The sequence below is a fragment of the Kitasatospora sp. NPDC088264 genome (genome assembly GCF_040685715.1).
Classification (GTDB): domain Bacteria; phylum Actinomycetota; class Actinomycetes; order Streptomycetales; family Streptomycetaceae; genus Kitasatospora.
The window spans coordinates 139,237-159,032 of record NZ_JBFBIR010000002.1; the positions used below are offsets into that span (position 1 = coordinate 139,237).

Annotated in this window: 15 protein-coding genes, 1 tRNA gene and 1 riboswitch; of the genes, 7 read left to right on the forward strand and 9 right to left on the reverse strand. The window is 73.3% G+C overall.

The features are described 5' to 3' along the window. Nucleotides 1-96: 96 nt before the first annotated feature. The 3 genes from AB0O82_RS02575 to AB0O82_RS02585 form a co-directional block, all read right to left on the reverse strand. Complete coding sequence (locus AB0O82_RS02575; protein WP_363579779.1) at nucleotides 97-924, reverse strand: MerR family transcriptional regulator; 828 nt, start codon at nucleotides 922-924, stop codon at nucleotides 97-99. Nucleotides 925-1,042: 118 nt separating this feature from the next. Continuing rightward, nucleotides 1,043-1,130: transfer RNA gene (locus AB0O82_RS02580), tRNA-Ser, on the reverse strand. 63 nt (nucleotides 1,131-1,193) lie between these two features. Continuing rightward, nucleotides 1,194-3,026: a trypsin-like peptidase domain-containing protein gene (locus tag AB0O82_RS02585; RefSeq protein ID WP_363579780.1), complete on the reverse strand. Its 1,833-nt coding sequence runs from the start codon at nucleotides 3,024-3,026 to the stop codon at nucleotides 1,194-1,196. A gap of 302 nt (nucleotides 3,027-3,328) precedes the next feature. Next, nucleotides 3,329-3,476, forward strand: a riboswitch (TPP riboswitch). Here AB0O82_RS02585 and AB0O82_RS02590 point away from each other — a divergent pair. From AB0O82_RS02590 to AB0O82_RS02605, 4 genes are all read left to right on the forward strand, one after another. Continuing rightward, nucleotides 3,469-4,926, forward strand: coding sequence for a cytosine permease (locus AB0O82_RS02590; RefSeq protein WP_363579781.1), 1,458 nt, complete (start codon nucleotides 3,469-3,471; stop codon nucleotides 4,924-4,926). Its footprint overlaps the riboswitch before it by 8 nt. A 79-nt stretch (nucleotides 4,927-5,005) precedes the next feature. Continuing rightward, nucleotides 5,006-5,830, forward strand: coding sequence for a glycerophosphodiester phosphodiesterase family protein (locus tag AB0O82_RS02595; protein WP_363579782.1), 825 nt, complete (start codon nucleotides 5,006-5,008; stop codon nucleotides 5,828-5,830). Nucleotides 5,831-6,135: 305 nt separating this feature from the next. Next, on the forward strand, nucleotides 6,136-6,678 hold the full coding sequence (locus tag AB0O82_RS02600; protein ID WP_363579783.1) for an ATP-binding protein: 543 nt from the start codon (nucleotides 6,136-6,138) through the stop codon (nucleotides 6,676-6,678). A gap of 106 nt (nucleotides 6,679-6,784) precedes the next feature. Then, entirely contained in the window at nucleotides 6,785-7,768 is a 984-nt protein-coding gene (locus tag AB0O82_RS02605) for a DUF5926 family protein (RefSeq protein ID WP_363579784.1), read from the forward strand. Nucleotides 7,769-7,974: 206 nt separating this feature from the next. Here AB0O82_RS02605 and AB0O82_RS02610 read toward each other — a convergent pair whose 3' ends face one another. Beyond that, complete coding sequence (locus AB0O82_RS02610; RefSeq protein ID WP_363579785.1) at nucleotides 7,975-8,652, reverse strand: bifunctional DNA primase/polymerase; 678 nt, start codon at nucleotides 8,650-8,652, stop codon at nucleotides 7,975-7,977. Nucleotides 8,653-9,265: 613 nt separating this feature from the next. Between AB0O82_RS02610 and AB0O82_RS02615 the strand changes: the two genes are divergently transcribed. Then, a complete protein-coding gene (locus AB0O82_RS02615; protein WP_363579786.1) occupies nucleotides 9,266-10,702 on the forward strand; it encodes a PP2C family protein-serine/threonine phosphatase in 1,437 nt (478 codons plus the stop codon). A gap of 136 nt (nucleotides 10,703-10,838) precedes the next feature. Beyond that, entirely contained in the window at nucleotides 10,839-12,338 is a 1,500-nt protein-coding gene (locus AB0O82_RS02620; protein ID WP_363579787.1) for an aminopeptidase P family protein, read from the forward strand. A 52-nt stretch (nucleotides 12,339-12,390) separates the two neighbouring features. Here the strand turns inward: AB0O82_RS02620 and AB0O82_RS02625 are convergent, their stop codons facing one another. Both AB0O82_RS02625 and AB0O82_RS02630 read right to left on the reverse strand, forming a co-directional pair. Beyond that, entirely contained in the window at nucleotides 12,391-13,839 is a 1,449-nt protein-coding gene (locus tag AB0O82_RS02625; protein WP_363579788.1) for a hypothetical protein, read from the reverse strand. After that, complete coding sequence (locus tag AB0O82_RS02630; protein ID WP_363579789.1) at nucleotides 13,836-14,510, reverse strand: SigE family RNA polymerase sigma factor; 675 nt, start codon at nucleotides 14,508-14,510, stop codon at nucleotides 13,836-13,838. Before AB0O82_RS02630 ends, AB0O82_RS02625 begins: the two co-directional genes overlap by 4 nt. 234 nt (nucleotides 14,511-14,744) lie before the next feature. Between AB0O82_RS02630 and AB0O82_RS02635 the strand changes: the two genes are divergently transcribed. Next, nucleotides 14,745-15,803 carry a helix-turn-helix domain-containing protein gene (locus AB0O82_RS02635; RefSeq protein ID WP_363579790.1) on the forward strand — a complete coding sequence of 353 codons (1,059 nt, stop codon included), beginning with the start codon at nucleotides 14,745-14,747 and terminating at the stop codon, nucleotides 15,801-15,803. Nucleotides 15,804-15,900: 97 nt separating this feature from the next. Here AB0O82_RS02635 and AB0O82_RS02640 read toward each other — a convergent pair whose 3' ends face one another. From AB0O82_RS02640 to AB0O82_RS02650, 3 genes are all read right to left on the reverse strand, one after another. Continuing rightward, entirely contained in the window at nucleotides 15,901-16,674 is a 774-nt protein-coding gene (locus tag AB0O82_RS02640; RefSeq protein ID WP_363579791.1) for a MerR family transcriptional regulator, read from the reverse strand. Nucleotides 16,675-16,835: 161 nt separating this feature from the next. Then, nucleotides 16,836-17,996: a hypothetical protein gene (locus tag AB0O82_RS02645; protein WP_363579931.1), complete on the reverse strand. Its 1,161-nt coding sequence runs from the start codon at nucleotides 17,994-17,996 to the stop codon at nucleotides 16,836-16,838. Between the two features lie 236 nt (nucleotides 17,997-18,232). Further along, entirely contained in the window at nucleotides 18,233-19,429 is a 1,197-nt protein-coding gene (locus tag AB0O82_RS02650; protein ID WP_363579792.1) for an LPXTG cell wall anchor domain-containing protein, read from the reverse strand. Nucleotides 19,430-19,796 lie beyond the last annotated feature (367 nt).

The window sequence follows — 19,796 nt, forward strand, 5'->3', positions numbered from 1 at the left end:
CCGCCAGCCGCCTCCACCGCACTCTGCCCGCCCGCCGGAGGCCGGGCAAGTGGGCCCCCGGCGGATCTGCGGGCGTGGGCCCCGGCCGGACCGGGCCTACCGGCGGACCACCGGCTCCTGGAACTCCGTGACCCACCGCGCCGGGTCGTCCGGGCACTCCAGGTAGAGCTCCCGGGCGTAGCCGGCCGAGCGGTAGCCGTTCGCGTCGATGAAGCGGGCCAGCTCCTGGAAGCTCCCCATCGCCTCGTCCATCGAGCCGCGGTGCACGACCGTCGCCGCCTCCTCGATCGGCGGCAGGTCGAGCACCGCGAAGCCGTACCGGCCCGGCTCCACCGCCGGCCCGACCGGGACGGCCACCCGGATCAGCACCGTGCCCTCGCCCTCCGGCACGTCCTCGTACCGGGCGACGGACGGGCCCGCCTCGGCGATCCCGGCCTCGGCCAGCCGCCGGCACAGCTCCGCGAACAGCGGGCCGATCACCGGCCCGATGTCCTCCGGCTGGTAACTCGCGGCCACCGCGGTCAGTTCGGCCACCCGGACGGACGGCACCCGCTTCAGTACGACGTCGTGTGCGGACATGGTCCCCTCGCTCTCGATCGTCCGGAGCCTCGCCTCCACCCGGGTCAGCCGCTGCTCGTCCGCGGCGATCGCCTCGGCGAGTTGGGCCCGGCGCAGCCGCAGCATCCCGCGCAGTTCGGCCGCGTCCACCTGCTCGTCCAGGACGGCCCGCACCTGCTGCAGCGTGAAGCCGAGCTCCTTGAGCGCGATCACCCGGTTGAGCCGGGCGAGTTGGGACGCCTCGTAGGACCGGTACCCGCTGACCCGGTCCACCCTGGCGGGCCGCAGCAGCCCGATCGCGTCGTAGTGGCGCAGCATCCGCACCGACACCCGGCCGTGGCTGGCGAAGTCTCCGATGTTCAACATGGTGCCCCCACTCCACCCCCTGCCACCGTGTCAGGGTCAACCCCCGCCCGCCGAAAACGCGGAAGGCGGGTGCCGAGTGATCTCGGCACCCGCCCTGAGCAGGTGGTTCTCCAACCAGCGGAGAGCGTGGGATTCGAACCCACGGTACGGGGTCACCGCACGACAGTTTTCAAGACTGTTCCCTTAGGCCGCTCGGGCAGCTCTCCAGGCGGAGGTCAGCCTAACGGGTCCGGCGGGGTTCGGTGCACACCGTTTCGTGCGGGTGGGGGTCAGCTGTCGCCGTCCCGCTGGCCGAGGGTGACCTTGGTGTTGAACTGCTGGCCGTTGCGGGTGTACTCGACGTCGACGGTCTCGCCGGGCTTGTGCGTCCAGATCCGGCTGACCAGGGCGGGGCCGTTGTCGATCGGCACTCCGCCGAGCTTGGTGATGACGTCGCCCGGCTTGAGACCGGCCTTGTCGGCGGCGCCGCCGGGGGTGACGGCCGGCTGGCCCTGGATGTCGCGGGTCTGGATCTGCGCGCCGTCGCCCTTGTAGTCGTCGTTGCGCAGCACGTCGAGCTTGGCGTAGACCGGCTTGCCGGTCTTGATCAGGGTGTCGGCGACCCACTTGGCCTGGTTGATCGGGATGGCGAAGCCGAGGCCGATGCTGCCGGCCCGGCCGTTGGCGGAGGCGTTGGACTGGATCGCCGAGTTGATGCCGATCACCGAGCCGCTGGAGTCGAGCAGCGGGCCGCCGGAGTTGCCGGGGTTGATCGAGGCGTCGGTCTGCAGGGCGTTCATGTAGGAGGACTGGCCGCCGGTCTCGTCGCCGGAGGCGACCGGGCGGTCCTTGGCGCTGACGATGCCGCTGGTGACGGTGGACTCCAGGCCGTACGGCGCACCGATCGCGACGGTGGCGTCACCGACGTTGACCTTGTCGGAGTCGGCCAGCGGAAGCGGGGCCAGCTTGCTCTTCGGCGGGTTTTCGATCTTGACCACGGCGACGTCGTAGCCCTCGGCGTGGCCCAGCACGGACGCGTTGTAGGACGTGCCGTCGGCGAACTTGACGGTCAGTTTGCCGCCGTTGAGGGTCGGCGCGACCACGTGGTTGTTGGTGAGGATGTGGCCCTCGGTGTCGAAGACGAAGCCGGTGCCGGTGCCCGACTCGCCGTTGCCCTGCGCCTTGATGGTGACGACGCTGGGCAGCGCCTTCTGCGCGATGCCGGCGATCGAGCCGGGAGCGGGCTCGTTCTTCTGGGTGTTGCTGGCCTGGACGGTGGTGCTGCGGTGGTCGTCGGCGCTGCTGGTGCTGTCGTTGCGGTCCGCGACGGTCACGCCGAGCGCACCGCCGGCCACGCCGGCGATCAGCGCGACGGCGGCGATCAGGGCGACCAGGCCGCCGCGCTTCTTGCGCGGGCCGCCGGGGCCGCCGGGGTAGTCGGCCGGGTAGCCGAGCGGTCCGGCCGGGCCACCCGGGTAGCCCGCGCCGCCGCCGGCGTCGTGGGAGGCACCCCAGCCGCCGAGCGGCTGGCCGGCGCCGAACGGGTGGTGGCCGGGCGCGGGGTGCGCGGCGGGCGCGCCGGGGGCGGCCGGGGTGCCGTACGGGTCGTGCGGGCCGGCGGCGGGGACGCCGTGGGCCGGGGTGGCGTACGGGTTGGCACCCGGCGGCAGGGCCGGGCTCTCGGCGACGGGTGCGACGGGTGCGACGGGTGCGGCGGGTGCCGCCGGCGCGGCCGGGACCGGCGGGGCGGGCGGCAGGACCGGCGGCGGCGCGTCGATGTAGCCGGTGGCGGCGTCGACCGGGGCGGCCGGTGCGTCGACGACCGGCGCGGCCGGGGTCTGCGGGGGCGCCTCCGGCGCGGGGACCTTGGTGAAGGCCACGGTGGGCTGGTACCCGCCCTCGGCCGGAACACCATCGGCCGCAACGCCCTCCGTCGGCGCGGCCTCAGCCGGTGCGGCCTCGGCGGCCGGAGCGGCCCCGGGCTCGGGGACCCGGCCGAAGGCCAGTGTCGGCTGGTGCCCGCCCGAGGCGTGGCCGTCGGAAGCGGGAACAGCCGCCGCCTGGCCGCCCGAGGGCTGCTCCCCCTGCGGCCCGGTGGGCCCAACCTCGCGCTCGGTGCTCACGAACGACCTCCATAGCTGACAGAACCAAGGACCATAGTTTTTCGTACTGCCGATTCGTTTGCCGTAAGGACCCCTCTGAATAACTCATAAGAATCCTTAGCCGCAGCCGACAGCCGGGCCGCCGACCAGGCTGTCCTACGCCGACGACCGAGCGATGACCGAGCCGACGAGCAAGTCGACGGCCGAACCGAAGACCAGGCCGACGACCGGAGGCTCCCCCACCTCCGCCGGGCGTCCCGCGATGCGGGCCGCACACCCCGTGGCCTTGGCGTTCACCCCCGGGCCGGTTAGCCTGTCGCTCACAACTGACACGCGGGAGCTTGGACCATCCAGGCTGAGAGTGCGCTGGTCGACCGTACGCCACGGGATCGTGGGCGGACCGTCGAGGGGGCGCAGACCGCCGGAACCTGTCCGGGTAATGCCGGCGTAGGGAGTATCGGCCATGTCGCCTGCTTCGCCATCCTCTTCTTCGGACGCGCCCGCGTCCAAGGGTTTCCCCGAACCGTCCCCGACCGCTCACGGCGGTGACAGCGGTCACGCGGGCCCCACCGGCACGGCGACCGCCGTCCTGGAGCGCCCGGAGCGTGCCGAGGCGCCGCTCGTGCTGGACACCGAGCCGCCGCGCACGCTGCGCTTCCGGGACCACTTCGCGCTCTGGATGAACCTGGGCGTCAGCCTGATCGGCTTCTCCACCGCCGCGACCGTGCTCGGCGCCAAGGGCAGCGAGCTGTCGCTGGCCGCCGCGGTGACCGCGATCGTGGCCGGCACCGTGGTCGGCACCGCGATGCTCGGCGTGGCCGCGCTGATCGGGGCCCGTACCGGCGCGCCCGCGATGGCGAACCTGCGCGGGCTGTTCGGCACCCGGCTGTCGTATGTCCCGACGGTGCTGAACATCGTCCAGTGCGTCGGCTGGGGCGTGTTCGAGCTGCTGACGATCGCGGCGGGCGCGCAGACCGTCGCCCACACCGACGGCTACCGCTGGCTGTTCGTGCTCCTGGCGGGCGCGCTGACCACCGCGCTGACCATCTGGCCGCTGGGCTCGATCGCGGTGCTGCGCCGCTTCGTGGCCGGTGCGGTCGCCGTCGCGATGGTGTACTTCACCGTCCAGCTGGGCCGCCAGGGGGTGCCCGACCCGGGCGCCGGCAACTGGCACGGCTTCCTGGGCGCCACCGACGCGATGATCGCGGTGTCGATCTCCTTCGTCCCGCTGGCCGCCGACTACACCCGGCACTCGCGCACCGCACGCTCGGCGTTCTGGGGCAGCTTCTCCGGCTACACGATCGCCCAGGTCTGGTGCTACGTGCTCGGCCTGATGGCCCTGCTGCAGTCCGACGGCGACCCGAACAGGATCTTCGACTCCTTCCTCGGCGTCTGGGCCGGCTGGCTGTTCCTGCTGGTGCTGGTGCTGCGCGAGACGGACCAGTCCTTCGCCAACGTGTACTCGACCGCGATGTCGGTGCAGAACCTGCTGCCGAAGGTGGACCGCCGGGTGCTGACCGGCGGGATCGGCCTGCTGATCACCGTGCTGGCACTGCAGATCGACAAGTTCACCGACACCTACACCAACTTCCTCGGTCTGATCGGCTCGGTCTTCGTGCCGCTGCTGGCGGTGCTGGCGGTGGACTACTTCTTCGGCGCCGGCCGGTACGGCTGGAACCTCTCCGCCGACGCGCCCTCGCGCCGCCTGATGCTGCTGCCCTGGGTGCTGGGCTTCGCGGTCTACCAGTTCATCGCGCCGACCGCGGTGGCCGGCTGGTGGACGGACTTCTGGACCTCCGCCCAGGACGCCCTGCACTTCACCCCGCAGGAGTGGACGTCCGCCTCGCTGTTCGCCTTCCTGGTGCCCGCGCTGGTCACCTGGGCGCTCACCCCGCTGACCCGCAGGACGGCGCCGAGCTGACCGACCGACACCGAAGACGGCCCCGCAGATTGGGGCCGTCTTCGCCTGCGCGTCACTTCCGCCGCCTATCGTGGGGCCCGTGACCAGCACAGACCCGTCCTCGACGGCGGCGCGCACCACGCCGCCCGTCCAGGTGATCGCCCACCGCGGTTCCTCGCACGCCCTGCCCGAGCACACCCTGGCGGCGTACCGGCGCGCGCTCGACGAGGGCGCGGACGCGGTCGAGTGCGACGTCCGGCTGACCGCCGACGGCGAGCTGGTCTGCGTGCACGACCGCCGGATCGGCCGGGTCTCCAACGGCCAGGGCACCGTCTCGGCGATGACGCTGGCCGAGCTGGAGGCGTACGACTTCGGCGCCTGGAAGACCGGCCGCCCCAGCACCGACCCCGAGCTGCGCGGCGTGCTGCGGCTGGAGCGGCTGCTGGAGCTGGTGGTGGACTGCGGCCGCCCGGTGGACCTGGCGATCGAGACCAAGCACCCGGTGCGCTACCGCGGCCGGGTGGAGGCCGAACTGCTGCGGAAGCTCGAACGCTTCAAGATCGGCGCGAGCCGGGAGGGCGAGCGCCCCTCGGCCCGGATCATGAGCTTCTCCTCGGTGGGGCTGAACCGGGTGGCGGCCTCGGCGCCGGAGTACCGGCGGGTGTTCCTGTTCGAACGGACCCTGCCGCTGCTCGGCCGGCTGCGCCCGGGCTCCCCGCTGCCGGGCGGGGCTCGGATCGCCGGACCGGGCATCGACCTGGTGCGGGCCCGCCCGCAGCTGGTGACGCGGCTGCGCGAGCTGGGGCACGAGGTGCACGTGTGGACCGTGGACGAACCGGCCGACGTGGAACTGTGCCTGGAGCTCGGGGTGTCCGCGATCATCACCAACCGGCCCGCCGAGGTCCTGGCGCAGCTCGGCCGGTGATCCGGCGTCGGACGGCGGGCCGCCCGCAAATCCACCCGCAAAGCCCGGACACAACCTGATCGTTCTGGTCGGCAGTCAAACCTTCCGGGCCCGTTATTGCCGGAATTCATGCGCCGGGGCGACGCACGGTGAGCACGGAATGACCTCAGGTCCACCCTCGGTCGCAATCGCTTGAAATGTCCTCGCGGGATCGTCCGGCGGTCGTTTCCGACGCATTACCAAGGGGCATCTCTCCCTCGGCATACGCTGAAGGAGGTCCGGGGGTGGCGTTGATGGTGGCGCGTGAAGTGCCGGCTTCATCGACCATGGCAGTGCCGCACGGCCCGGCGAGTGTCGGGGTCGCACGGCGCCGACTGCGTCGAGATCTCGGCGACCGGGAGATACCGGAGCCGGTCGTTGATGATGCCGTACTGATCCTTTCCGAACTGCTGAGCAACGCCTGTCGGTACGCCCGTCCGCTCGGCCCGCTGCGGGCCCTGGGGCGCGGCGCCCGGGCCGAGGTGGTGGACCAACTGCTGGTCGGCGTCCCCTCCGGGGCGCATTCCGCCACGGGCGGCCGGGAGCGCGAGGAGCACGGGAGCGGAACGGACGGCGGCGTGCTGGTCCGCTGGCAGCTGCACGCCGACGGCGTGCTCACCCTGGAGGTCACCGACGGCGGCGCGACCACCCGGCCGCTGCCCGCCGGCCCCTCGCTGACCTCGCGCGGCGGTCGCGGCCTGAACATCGTCGACCAGTTGGCCAGCGACTGGGGCGTGCGCGACGCGCCCGGCGAGGTGACGGTCTGGGCGGCGCTGCCCGCCCGGGCCCGGCACGCCCGGCGCACCGGTGGTGACGCCCGCAGCGCCTGAACCGACGCGCGCTCCCCACCCGTCCGCCCGGCGCGTGCCCGCGCGCCGGGGGAACGTCAGTAGGCTGCCCGGAGCAAAGGACCACCGTTCCCGGGAGAGCCGCACCATGGGCAAGAAGGCCGCCAAGAAGGCGCCGCAGCGTCAGTCCACCACCGCCGTCGCGGGCGAGGTCCCCGTGGTGGGGGCCCGCGAGAACTGCCCCTGCGGTTCGGGCCGCCGGTACAAGGCCTGTCACGGCCGGGAGGCCTCGCACGCGGTGCAGGAGCTGGTGCACCGCCCGTTCGAGGGCCTGTCGGGCGAGGCCGACTGGGTCGCGCTGCGCGAGCTGGTGCCCGCCGCCACGGTGCCGCTGACGCTGGCCGCCGGGGTGGCCGAGGGCGCCACCGGCGAGGTCCCGTCGGTGACCCTGGCCACCGTGCTGCCGCTGGCCTGGCCGGCCCTGCGCCGCCAGGACGGCTCCATCCTGCTCGGCCTGCAGACCCAGTCCTCCTCCGGCGACCTCAGCCGCGACCTCGCGGACGCCCTGGAGCTGGCGCTGGCCACCGAGCCGGGCAACCCGGTGCCGTCCCGCCGGACCGAGGCGGGCGGACGCCGGCTCCAGGACCTGCTGGACGTCACCGCCGCGTTCACGCCCGCCGTGCACACCGGCTTCGAGTTCTGGCTGGAGGACGCCGAGACCGCGACCGGCGAGGTCGCCGCCTCCCTGGAGCGCGCCAACGCCTCGGCCATCCCGACCGAGAAGCTGGCGAGCGCCGACGCCGCCTACTGGTGCGGCACCCCCGACAAGAACCACCTGCGCTGGGTGATGACCGTGCCCGAGGAGCGGCTGCTGGACGCGCTGGCCCGGCTCAGCGCCGCCGACCAGTCCTCGCTCGGCCCGGACACCCGCCTGGTCGGCTCGTTCCGCGCGCACGGCCTGACCGTCCCGGTCTGGGACCTCCCGCTCGCCATGACCGCCGCCGACTGCGAGAAGCCGGCCGCCGAGTTCGCCGAGCGGCTGGCCTCGGTGCTCGCCGACGAGACCCCGTTGACCGCCGAGGAGCGGCGCGCCCGCGCGAACCTGGTGAACCGTCAGGTCACCTTGAACTAAAGCGCCCGGGATCCGGGTGATACGCGTCACATTGTCGCCATGAAGCCGCAATTTCCGGGCTGGCAGGGCGTCTTGGAAATTGGCGCGGGCGCGGATCCTTGTTACTGTCTAAAGAGTCCGGCCGCTGGTGCATCCCCCGTCGCCAGCGGCCGGATCTTTTGTTTTCCGCGGGGCCCCGACGAGCGGCCCGGGAACGGACCGGCGGATCAGTACGCCGAGCGACCGCTGTCCAGCCGGACCGTCGCCTCCACCAACTCGCCCAGCAGCGGCCCGACCTGCGGCAGCCACACCCCGCCGTCGGCGTCCGCGCGCGGGGCCAGCACCCAACGCACCCGGCCAGCCGCTCCACCGGGCGGCAGCGGCAGGAAGCCGTCCACCCCGTGATAGCGCAACGAGCCTGGCACCCAAGGGAGTTGAGAGAGCATCTCGCCGAGCGCGTCCAGCGAGTACGGGGCCACCAGCAGCGCGTACCGGCCCGGCATCGCCAGCACCGGACCGAGCGGCAGCCGCAGCGCGCCCAGGTAGACCAGCGCCCGGGCCCCGGCCGCCGCCGGCAGGCTGACCGCCGAGACCACCGAACCGGTGGCGGCCAGCACCGGAGCGTCCGGGCTCTGCCGCTCCCACCACCAGCGCACCATCCGGGCGTCCGTGGTGGCGGCCAGCAGCGACGGGTCGTGCGGGTGCGCGCCCGGCACGACGCAGTCCTGGTCGCCGCAGGAGCACTGACCGCCGCGCAGGACGGCCCCGGGCACCACGGGCCAGCGGTGGTCGACGGCGGCCGTCAGGGCCGCGGCGAGCCGGGCAGGGCGCTGACGTGCGACGTCGTCCTGGACGGGGTGGTGGGGAGTGGCGGGCGGACACGGATCTTTCGGGTTCTCACGCATGGCGCTCGTTCCTTTCCCTGACCGCTCGGTTCGCTCCGGCCCGTCGGCACCGCCGGGACTCGTCACGCGGACCCGCGGTGGCACGGCCCCGGCGGCGCGAAGGGGGGCGGGCGGCATGGCGGGCGGCGCGGCGACGACGTGGATCACGGTGTGGAGCACGACATGAGAAGGGCCGCGCACTGAAACAGCCCCTGGAACGAGAATCCCGTATGCGACCGGATGGACGCCGCCCGGGCGCGCTTGGTTCCACCGTACGAGTGAGAGACTTCCGGCCAGCCCGGGTCCCGGGCGGCGCGGGCATACGATCCGGACGGCCGCCGGGTCCGTCCCCTCCGTTCTGCCCGCTCCCGGTCCCCTCCATGCCTCCCGACCGGACCGGCGCGCGCCCAGGCCGTATGCGCCCCCCGACCGGGTCTCGCGGATGTGGAACAGGCCACCGCGTCGTCCTGGATCTGGACATGCCCCAAATGGCCTGTGTAGAAGTGGTGGCATTGCTGTCGATCAATGACGAGTAGTAGCGAATCGAGGCGAAACGCGCCCTTTGGCCGTCATCGCTCCACACCGGCCGTACCTGGGGGTTCCGCATGGCACGTAGCACGTCAGGAGTGGCGGCATGACCGAGTCCCACCCGTCGTCATCGACACCCTCCGAGCCGGGCGAGCCCGGCAGCGCCGGCGGGCTGACCGTCCTCGACCCACCGGGCTTCCCCGGCCCCGCCGACGCGCAGGACGGCGCGGCGGACGTCCGCACGGCACCGGCCGCCGGAGTGCAGGACCGTTTGGCCGGACGACTGTCCGATTTCGCCAGCCTGCACCGGCACACCGAACAGCTCGCCCGCGCCCGCGGCCTCGCCGCCACCCTGGACACCGTCCTCGCCTCCGGCGCCGCCCTGCTCGGCGCCCGACGCGGCGTCCTGGTCACCCGGATGCCCGGCGGCAGGCCCGGCCAGCCCGTCGGCCTCGGCCTCGACCGCGCCAGCCTCGGCGCGCTGGAGACCGTCCCGCCCGAGCAGAGCCTGCTCGCCAGACTGCTGCGCGAACAGGACCGGCCCGAACGGCTGCACTCCCCCGACCTCGCCGAGGACCCGGCCACCGGCGCCCGGCTGCGCGAACTCGCCACCCAGCTCGGCCTCGGCGGCTGCTACGGCCTGCCGCTCGCCACCGAGGAGGACGGCCCGCTCGCCGCCGCCCTCTGGTTCTACGACGAGCCCGCCGAACCCACCGAGCGCCAGCGCGAGCTCGCCCACCGCTACGCCGCGATCGCCGCCCCGCTGCTCGCCAAACAGCTGGAGGCGGACAAGGTCCGGCGCACCACCGAGGCGCTGCGCCGCGGCCTGCTGCCCGACCGGCTCCCCCAGCCCGCCGGCCTGCGGCTGGCCGCCCGGATCCTCCCGGCCGGCCTGGACCGCTCCTGCGGCAGCGACTGGTACGACGCCATCCCGCTGCCGGACGGCACCGTCGGCCTCACCGTCGGCTCCGTCTCCGGCGACGGCCCCGGCGCGGGCCCCGGCTCCGCCCCCGGCGCGGCCGCCGCGATGGGCAGGATCCGGGCCGCGCTGCGCGCCTACGCCGTCCTGGAGGGCGAGGACCCGGTCTCCGTCCTCGGCGACCTGGAACTCCTGCTCAAGACCACCGAGCTGGCCCGCACCGCCACCGCCGTCTACGCCTGGGTGGAACCCGAGGAGCGCCGGATCACCCTGGCCGGCGCCGGCCACTGCCCGCCCGTCCTGGTCGGCCGGCACGGCGCCGAGTTCGTGGAGACCTCGCTCTCCGCCCCGCTCGGCATGCTGGCCTGCTGGGAGGCCCCCGGCGTCGAGCTCACCGCCGACCGCGGCGACACCCTGCTGCTCTACACCGAGGGGCTGGCCCGCCGCTGCGGCCCGACCCTGCACGCCGGCCAGGCCAACCTGCGCCGGGCCGCCGCCGACGCCCCGCGCGACGTGCGGATCGACCCGGACCGGCTCTGCGCCCACCTGCTGGCCGTCTGCCCCGACCCCGGACCCGGACCGGCCACCGACGACCTGCTGCTGCTCGCGGCCCGCTTCGAATAGCCGTCCCGAACAGTCGTCCCGACCCCGAACGGGCGAGCGGCCGGGCGTCCGTACCATGGACGCACGGCCGCCCGCGCGTGTCGCGATCCGACACTCCCCCGAGGGGCGGCGGTACCACCCCAAGGAGGCGTTACACGTGACCGAGGACCGCACGCCCGCAGTGGCCGAGAACCCCGAAGCCGACGGCGGCGACGAGCCGCAGCAGTTCAAGGGCCGCAAGAACGGCCTGTACGGCGAGGTCTCCGACGAGCTGGCCGCCTCGATGAAGACCGGCTGGGCCGACACCGAGCTGCACGGCCTCGTCCCGGTCGCCCAGGCCCCGTACGCGGCCGAGCGCCGCGCCCGGCTCTCCGCCGCCTACCCCGGCGAGCGGCTGGTCGTCCCGGCCGGCAACCTGCGGGTGCGCTCCAACGACACCGACTACAGCTTCCGCGCCGCCAGCGAGTACGTGCACCTCACCGGCGACCAGACCGAGGACGCCGTGCTCGTCGCCGAGCCCACCGGCGACGCCGGCCACGAGTTCGCCCTCTACCTGCTGCCCCGCTCCGACCGCGAGAACGGCGAGTTCTGGCTGGACGGCTACGGCGAGCTGTGGGTCGGCCGCCGGAACAGCCTGGGCGAGCAGGAGCAGCTGCTCGGCCTGCCGGCGCGCGACGTGCGCAAGGCCGCCGAGGAACTGGCCGGGCGCACCAAGGACTCCGCGGTGCCCACCCGGATCGTCCGCGGCTACGACGCCGGCCTGGAGGACACCCTGGCCGACGTGCTGGACGCCGACCGGGACGCCGAGTTCAAGGAGTTCCTGAGCGGCCTGCGGCTGGTCAAGGACGAGTGGGAGGTCGGCGAGCTGCGCGCCGCCTGCGACGCCACCGTCAACGGCTTCACCGACGTGGTCCGCGAGCTCGGCCAGGCCGTCGCCACCTCCGAGCGCTGGATCGAGGGCACCTTCTGGCGCCGCGCCCGGGTCGAGGGCAACGACGTCGGCTACGGCACCATCGCCGCCGCCGGCCCGCACGCCACCACGCTGCACTGGGTCCGCAACGACGGCGACGTCCGCCCCGGCGAGCTGCTGCTGCTGGACGCCGGCGTCGAGACCCACACCCTCTACACCGCCGACGTCACCCGCACCTTGCCGATCGACGGCCGCTTCAACGACCTCCAGCGCAAGATCTACGACGCCGTGTACGACGCCCAGGAGGCCGGCATCGCCGCGGTGAAGCCCGGCGCCCGCTTCCGCGACTTCCACGACGCCTCGCAGCGCGTGCTCGCCGAGCGCCTGCTCGCCTGGGGCCTGCTGGACGCCTCGGCCTACGACGTCGAGAAGGTCCTGGAGCTGGGCCTCCAGCGCCGCTGGACCCTGCACGGCACCGGCCACATGCTCGGCCTCGACGTCCACGACTGCGCCCACTCGCGCCGCGAGGAGCACGCCGACGCGCTGCTGGTGCCCGGCATGGTCCTCACCGTCGAGCCCGGCCTGTACTTCCAGCAGGACGACCTGACCGTGCCGCAGGAGTACCGCGGCATCGGCGTCCGGATCGAGGACGACATCCTGGTCACCGCCGACGGCAACGAGAACCTCTCGGCCGGCCTGCCGCGCCGCGCCGACGAGGTCGAGGCCTGGATGGCCTCGCTGGCCTGAGCCACCCTCCGGGGGCCCGGCCTCCCCGTGGCGGGGAGGCCGGGCCCCCGTGTCACTTGGTGATCTTGAGCGAGACAACCTCGTTGCCGAGACCCGTGAGGGTTCCTCCCGTGTAGGGAAGGACGGCCCGCGTCATCACCCACAGTGGCCCGAGGCCGTGTCCGGCATCGATCGTCATCCGGTACTTGACCGTTCGGCTCTGCCCTGGAGCCAGGGGGAAGAGCGACTCGGGATCCGCCATCGCGTAGTCCATCGCGCTTCCTCGCGTGAGCGGCTTTTCCTTCCAGGTGGCACCGTCGAGACGCTCGAGCTTGCCCGCGTTCAGCGACACCACATCCACCGGCGTGTCCATGGGCCACTCGGTGTAGACCAAGGGCTCCACCTGGGCGAAATTCGTCGGACTGTTGTTCTTGTAGGTCACCGAGAAGGTGACGGCCGGACTTCCCGCCTTCAGCTCCTGAACGCCCGTGAAGCCGCCCACGGTGATATCGATGTCGTTCTCGTGGTACTTCACCGGTGGCGCCTGGCGGCCGCTCAGGTCGAGGGTGTTGACGATCGTCATCAGTCCGGGCTGGTAGTCGGCCTTGAGGCCGATCGCCGAGACGGACACGAAGTCCTTCGGCAGGGCCCACATCTGGGCCGTGAAGGCGTCGCCGCCGCAGTTGATCTGCCACTGCGACTTGCGTGCGGCACGGCCTGCCACGGTGGGTGTGCTCCTGGTCGGGCCGACACTGTCGATCTGTCCGTTCCTGGTGAGCGTGGGGGAGTAGGACCACGCCGGGCACCAGGGCTGCGTGGACCAGCCGCTCTCGGAATCCAGGTCGGGCAGCCTCGGCCAGAGCTGCGACTCCTGGTCCGTGACCGTCAGAAGCACGCCGTGCGGCAGGCAGTCCCCGGCCGTCGCGTCCTGCGGAGCGCTCGGGCTCAGGATGCAGAGGGTGTTGGCGGAAGGATCCGGATTGACGGCCCGCCAACCTGGCGGGATCTTGAACCTGACGCCCCGGAAGGGGTAGGTCGTCCCGGCCGGCGCGGTGGTGGCCGGGGTGGTGGCCGGGGTGGTGGGCGGCGCCGTCGTCCGGGTGCCGGCCGACGTCGGGTCGGAGAGGGGGGCCCCGGTCTCCGGGTCGGCGGCGGGGCTGCCGGTGTCCGGCGAGGTGGCCGTGGGGGTCGGGGCGGCGGTCGGCTCGGGGGTCGGGCTCGGCGAGGTCGTCATGGTGGCGGCCGGTGGGGGGACGTCCTTCCTGGCCAGCGGGTCGCCGTGGAAGGTGAGCAGGCCGATCGCCAGGGAGGCGGCCAGCGCGAAGACCGGCACGGCGGTCAGGTAGACCGGGCGCAATCGCCACACCCGGCCGCGCGGCGGTTGCGCCGGGCGCAGGTCGTGCGCGGTGATCAGCGAGGCGCGGGCGTTCATCGCCTCGCGTAGCAGCCGTTCGGTCGCCGTCTCGGCCGGCCCGTCACCGTCTCGGCCTCCGCTCTCGCGGCCGGGGAGCTTGTCGGTCATCGAACCTTCTCCAGATGCTTTTCCAAGGCGTCCAGGGCCCGGCTGGCGGTGGACTTCACGGCGCCCCGGGACAGCCCCAGGGCCTCGGCGATCCGCGCCTCCGACAGGTCGGACCAGTAGCGCAGCACCAGCACCTCGCGCTGGCGGGAGGTCAGCTCCTGCATGGCCGCGAGCACCCGCCGGTGCTCGTCGTTGAGCACCGCGTGGTCCTCCGCGGAGGCGGCGTCGGGCTCGTGCGGCGGGACGTACTCGCGGGCGGTCTTCCGGCGGCGCAGCATCGACCGGGCGCCGTTGACCACCGCGGTGCGCAGGTAGCCGAGCGCGTTGTCGAGGTCGTCCAGGTGCTCGCCGTACCGCTGGTAGAGCTGGGTGAAGGCCTCCTGGACGACGTCCTCGGCCAGGTCCTGGTGGTCGACCAGGAGGACGGCCATCCGCACCAGGCCCAGCCGGTGGACGTGGTACAGGTCGGTCAGGGTGGGCCGGTCCTCCGTGGGCTTGCGCCCGCCGCGCAGCAGCCGGAAGCCGGAGCGGCGCTGCGCCGCCTGCTCGTCGCCCGGGCCGGCGGGCACCTCGCCGGCCTCCTGCGCGCCGAACAGCACGGCGACCACTCCGCGAACGGAGAAACCGCGCCCCCTCGTCGGCCCGGCGATCGGCCCGATGGCCATGGACATGCGCGTTTCCGCTTTCCCCCGGGACGGTGGCGGCTCTCGCCGGACCGTCAGGACTCCTGATCAAGATCGTGACCGGGGAGATCCTGACAGCCGCCCTCGGCCCGCCTCTCTCCGCCCCCGTACCAATGGACGTGTGGCCGGGGTGGAGGTTGCAGGTGGATCCGAGGAAGATTCCCGGCCGGCCGGAACGGCTACACTCACCGCCATCCCGCCACCCGTCAGCAGGGGGTCCGCATGACCGAGCAGCACGTCGAGGGCCCGGTCGGCACCGGGTCGGGCCCGGTGCCCGTCGTCATCGGCCCCCGCCCGGAACCGGTGCACCACGTCGCGGTGTACGCCTTCGCGGGCATGGCGCCGTTCGAACTCGGCGTGGTGGTGGAGGTGTTCGGACTGGCCCGGCCCGAACTGGGCGGCCTGCTGGCAGCGCCCTGGTACGGGCTGAAGGTGTGCGCCGACCGGCCCGGGACGGCGCTGGACGCGGTGGGCGGGTTCGCGCTGACCGCCCGGCACGGGCTGGACGAACTGGCCTCGGCCGACACGGTGGTGGTCCCCGGGGTGCCGAACGCGTTCGGCGGCGCGGTCTCCCCCGGGCTGGTCGCCGCGCTGCGGACGGCGCACGAGCGCGGCGCCCGGATCGTCTCGATCTGCTCGGGCGCCTTCGCGCTGGCCGCCGCCGGACTGCTCGACGGGCGGGAGGCGACCACCCACTGGCGGTACGCCGACCTGCTCCAGCAGCGCCACCCGGACGTGCGGGTCAACCCGGACGTGCTGTACGTCGACAACGGGAACGTGCTCACCAGCGCGGGCAGCGCCGCCGGGATCGACCTCTGCCTGCACCTGGTCCGCCGCGACCACGGCGCCAAGGTGGCCAACAGCGTGGCCCGCCGCTTCGTGGTGGCGCCGCACCGGGACGGCGGGCAGGCCCAGTTCATCGAGGCCGCCGTCCGCCCGGTCGAGGAGGAGGACGACGGGGTCGCCCGCAGCATGCAGTGGGCGATGGGCCACCTGGCGTCCCCGCTGACCATCTCGCTGCTGGCCCGCGCCGCCCGGATGTCGGACCGCTCGTACCTGCGGCACTTCACGGCCCGCAACGGCACCAGCCCGATGCGCTGGGTCGTCACCCAGCGCATCGCGGCCAGCCTGCCGTTGCTGGAGTCACCGGAGGGGACGGTGGAGGAGATTGCGGCGGCGGTCGGCTTCGAGAGCGCCGCGACCTTCCGCCACCACTTCGGCCGGGTGATGCGCACCTCCCCGACCGCCTACCGGCGCTCCTTCGGGCGCGGGGTCGCGTAGCCCCCCGGCCACGTGGCCCGGCATCCGGCATCCGGCATCCGGCATCCGGCATCCGGCATCCGGCATCCGGCATCCGGCATCCGGCATCCGGCGGCGACTATGCCTTCTCGTGCCGGTCCGCGTTGGCGAGGATGGCGTCGTGCAGCCACTGCGCCAGGCCCGGGGCGAGGTTCTCGTAGGTGGTGGTCCACCTCGGGTCCGAGACGTACAGCCCGGCCAGGCCGCGGTGGATGGTGAACGTGCAGTCGTAGAAGTTCTGGCAGATGTGCTGCCGGTGCGCCTCGGCGAGGTCCGTGGCGGCGGCGCCGTCGGCGGGTTCGCCGGCGGTGAGCGCCTCGACCAGGCGGGTGTTGAGGTCGGCCATCTCCGCCTGGATCCGCTGCCAGTCGGCCTTGTCGTAGCCGCCGGTGCGGCGCTGCGACTCGGCCCAGGCCGCGGTGTCGCCCCAGCGCTGTTCGGCCTCCTGCTCCCACTCCTCCTGGTAGCCCTCGCCGAAGATCTCGAACTTCTCCTCCGGGCTCAGCTGAATACCCATTCTTCGTGCCTCCATGGCGTGTTCGACGGCTGTGGCGAGGTCCTGGAGGTGCCTGATCCGGTCGGTCAGCAGTTGGTGCTGCCGACGGAGGTGCTCGCTCGGACTGACCGAGTCGTCGTCCAGGATCGCCGCGATCTCTTCCAGGGGGAACCCGAGTTCGCGGTAGAAGAGGATCTGCTGCAACCGGTCGAGGTCGGCGTCCTGGTAGCGGCGGTAGCCGGTCCGGGTGCGGCCCGCGGGGGACAACAGGCCGATCTCGTCGTAGTGGTGCAGGGTGCGGACGGTCACCTTGGCGATCTTGGCCACGGCTCCGACCGAGTAGCCCTCGCTGCTCATCCGGGTCCTCCCTTCGTGCTGACCACCAGCCTCCGCTCTCACGCCGCGTGAGGGTCAAGCCGTCCTCGGGAGGGAGGGCCCCGGTCAGGCTCGGGCTCCGGGGCCGGGGCCGGGGCCGGGGCCGGGGCCGGGGCCGGGGCCGGGGCCGGGGCCGGGGCCGGTCAGGCTCCGGTGCCGGTCAGCACGCGCTCGCGCCGCCGGGAGGAACGGCGCCGCCCCTCGCCGTCCGCCGGGGACCGCGGGCGGCGCGTCTGCTGGGTGGGCCAGAACAGCACGTACGCGGCGGAGACCACCACGAAGGCCAGCCGGACGAAGCCGCGGCCCGCGTCGGACGGGATGAACAGCGTCCCGCCGTACAGCGCGGCCAGCGCTATCCAACTCCACCACGGGACGAGCCGCTTCTGCCCGACCGCGTCCCAGAGCAGGGTGCCGAGCAGGATCGAGGCCGTGTAGTAGGTGTAGACGCTCGGATCGAGCAGGATCCGGGCGTCCGCGCCGAGCAGCACCACGGCCGGCCAGCGGCCGCGCCAGACCGCGATGGTGCCGAGGCCGAGGCCGAGGGCGAACTGGGTCGGACGATCCCACCAGGGGGTGGCCGGGTCGGTCACCCCGAACCAGCGCAGTGCGGAGGCCGGCTGGTTGGGGATGGTGAACTTGGCGGCGGCCAGGGTGTCCAGATTGCCCAGGTAGAACGGCAGCCAGGCGATCGCCACCAGTCCGACGAACCAGATCGCGCTGCGCAGCCAGGCGGGCCTGGGCAGCGCCAGGATCAGCGGGGCGAAGGCGATCGCCCAGGGCTTGGAGTCCACCGCCAGCGCCAGGTAGACACCGACCATGGTGGGCTTGCCGCGGGCCAGGGCGTGCGCGGCGAGGGTGGTGAAGAACAGCGCCAGGACGTCGTCCAGGTGCGCGAATCGGACCGAGACCTCGACCCACATCGGGATGAACGCCAGTCCGGCGATCAGCAGGCGCTGCTGGAGCCGGCGGTGGTTGGTGCCGGTGCCCAGGTAGTACAGGGCGGCGGTGCGACCGATCAGGACCAGCATCACCAGGCCGAGCCCGGACATCGCCGCCTCGGCGATCAGCTGGCCGGTGTGGGCCGAGAACGGGGCCGTGAGCCGGGCCACGGCCAGGCTGACCGGGCCGATCTGCAGCTCCGGGTGGTGGGCGTAGAGCGCCAGCCCGCCGTCCGGGTGGTCGCTGAAGAGCAGCTGCTCACCCTGGCGCAGGTAGTGCCAGGAGAAGCCGCCGCTGGGCTCGACCAGGAAGAACCAGAGCACCGTCCAGGCCACCAGTAGAACGTGGTGTCTGCGCAGCGGCAGCCCCGCGATCCGCCCGGTCGCCGACTCGTAGTCGGTGGCCGTCCGTGCCGTGCGTGATCCCCGCACCTGTCCCTCTCCCCGCCGGTTCCGCCCCCCTCCGGCCGGACATCCTATGTGACGGAGGTGTCCCGCCCGCGCCGCCCGGAGGTCCGTCGAACGGACGGCCGGGCGGCGCGGGCGGTTGTCAGGCGGGTACCGCCTCGGTGTAACGGCTGGAGCGTGCCTTGCGGCCGCGGTCAGCCCTGCTGGGCCGACTTGCGGCGGCGCAGCACCACGAGGGTGCCGACACCGGCGAGCAGCACGGCGCCGCCGGCCACGGCGATGGCGGTGGTGTCGTCACCGACACCGGTCTGGGCCAGGGCTTTGTCCCCGTTGTCGGCGGCGGCCTTGGCCTTGGTGACGGCGGCCGGGGTGAGCGGCGGCGGGGTGAGGGTCGGGACGGCCACCGGGAAGTCGATCGGGCCGGCGGTGTCGCCGTTGCCGTCGACCGGGGCCGGGGCGGAGGTCGACGCGGAGGCGGAGCCGGACGGCTCGCCCGTGGTCGGGGTGGTCGGCGGGACCGACGGCGACGGCGTGGTCGGCTCGGCGCTCGGGGTGGCCGAGGTGGAGGGGGTGGCCGTGGCGGAGGTGGAGGTGGAGGCGGTCGGCGACGTGCTCGCGGTCGCCGAGTGGGAGGCCGTCGGCGAGGTGGAGGCGGTCGCCGAGTGGGAGGCCGTCGGCGAGGTACTCGCGGTCGGGCTGGGCTTGCCGGTGTGGCTCGGGCTGATGGTCGGGCTCGGCTTGCCGCCGCCGCCCGCCTTGATCACGAAGCCCGCGCCGCGGACGCCGTCGCAGCTGAGGTGGCCCCCGTCGACCGGCGCGTGGGTCTCGTCGTCAAGCTCGGCGGAGAACACCACCGGGACGACGCCGGCCCGGCCGAGCGGCGCCTCCGAGGTGAAGGAGACCCGGACCTTGATCGAGAAGCTCTTGCCGCGGTTCACGACGAGCAGGTCGTCGTCGGTGGGGTTGCCGTCCTGGCCGAGGGCACCGAGCAGGGTGAGGACGGACTTGTCCTTGTCCTCGCCGCCGTCGGCGGCGACCGAACCGGTCTGCCACTGGCCGCCGGGCAGCTGGTACTGGACCTTGAGGTCCTTCGCCTTGAGCGAGCCCGCCTTGTTCTTGAACTTGAGCAGCGGGAGGAAGAGGAAGTCGTGCTTCGTCGAGTTGTCGATCTTGAAGGTGAAGTCGCGGGCGTCGCCGCCGGCGATGAAGGTGCCGGGCACGCCGTTCACCGAGAGGTCGAGGCTCTGGTGGGAGGCCTTGCCGGCCGCCTGGGCGGCGGCGGACGGGGAACCGGTGGTGCCGACGGCCATGGCGCCCTGGGCGCCGGACAGCACGAGCGAGGACGCGAGCGCGGCGACGCCGGCAAGGGCAAGACTGCGACGTATGGGCAAGGGAGACCTCACGGAAGAGTCCGGGCGAGGCCCGGGGCGCGGCGGGGCGGGCGGCCGTGGACGCCTCTGACCCCTCGCGAAGCTTGAAAGTCCGACGGAGATTACCGAAGGATCCGGCCACTCCGGAAGGCGGGTGTCACGCTGGGGACCGCTCACGGGACGGGAGTGCCCGAATCGCCCAATTCCGTCCTGTGGTAAGGCTTTTGCGCTTTACAGAAAGATGACCGGAGAGTGACGGGTACACGCCCGGGGGACCGTATCGCACCACCTCGCGTGGCGTGAAGCGATCGGTCGTGTGAACGTCCGGCGAATGCCCGGGTGAATGTCCTGTGAGGGTCGGTGCGAACGCCTTGCGCGCGCCGGTGCG

Excerpts from the sequence above, each read along its gene's own strand:
- AB0O82_RS02630 (WP_363579789.1), bottom strand. The coding sequence starts at position 14,510 with ATGTCCATGGCCATCGGGCCGATCGCCGGGCCGACGAGGGGGCGCGGT.
- AB0O82_RS02590 (WP_363579781.1), top strand. The coding sequence starts at position 3,469 with ATGTCGCCTGCTTCGCCATCCTCTTCTTCGGACGCGCCCGCGTCCAAG.
- AB0O82_RS02575 (WP_363579779.1), bottom strand. The coding sequence starts at position 924 with ATGTTGAACATCGGAGACTTCGCCAGCCACGGCCGGGTGTCGGTGCGG.
- AB0O82_RS02625 (WP_363579788.1), bottom strand. The coding sequence starts at position 13,839 with ATGACCGACAAGCTCCCCGGCCGCGAGAGCGGAGGCCGAGACGGTGAC.
- AB0O82_RS02600 (WP_363579783.1), top strand. The coding sequence starts at position 6,136 with ATGGCAGTGCCGCACGGCCCGGCGAGTGTCGGGGTCGCACGGCGCCGA.
- AB0O82_RS02605 (WP_363579784.1), top strand. The coding sequence starts at position 6,785 with ATGGGCAAGAAGGCCGCCAAGAAGGCGCCGCAGCGTCAGTCCACCACC.
- AB0O82_RS02615 (WP_363579786.1), top strand. The coding sequence starts at position 9,266 with ATGACCGAGTCCCACCCGTCGTCATCGACACCCTCCGAGCCGGGCGAG.
- AB0O82_RS02640 (WP_363579791.1), bottom strand. The coding sequence starts at position 16,674 with ATGAGCAGCGAGGGCTACTCGGTCGGAGCCGTGGCCAAGATCGCCAAG.
- AB0O82_RS02610 (WP_363579785.1), bottom strand. The coding sequence starts at position 8,652 with ATGCGTGAGAACCCGAAAGATCCGTGTCCGCCCGCCACTCCCCACCAC.
- AB0O82_RS02635 (WP_363579790.1), top strand. The coding sequence starts at position 14,745 with ATGACCGAGCAGCACGTCGAGGGCCCGGTCGGCACCGGGTCGGGCCCG.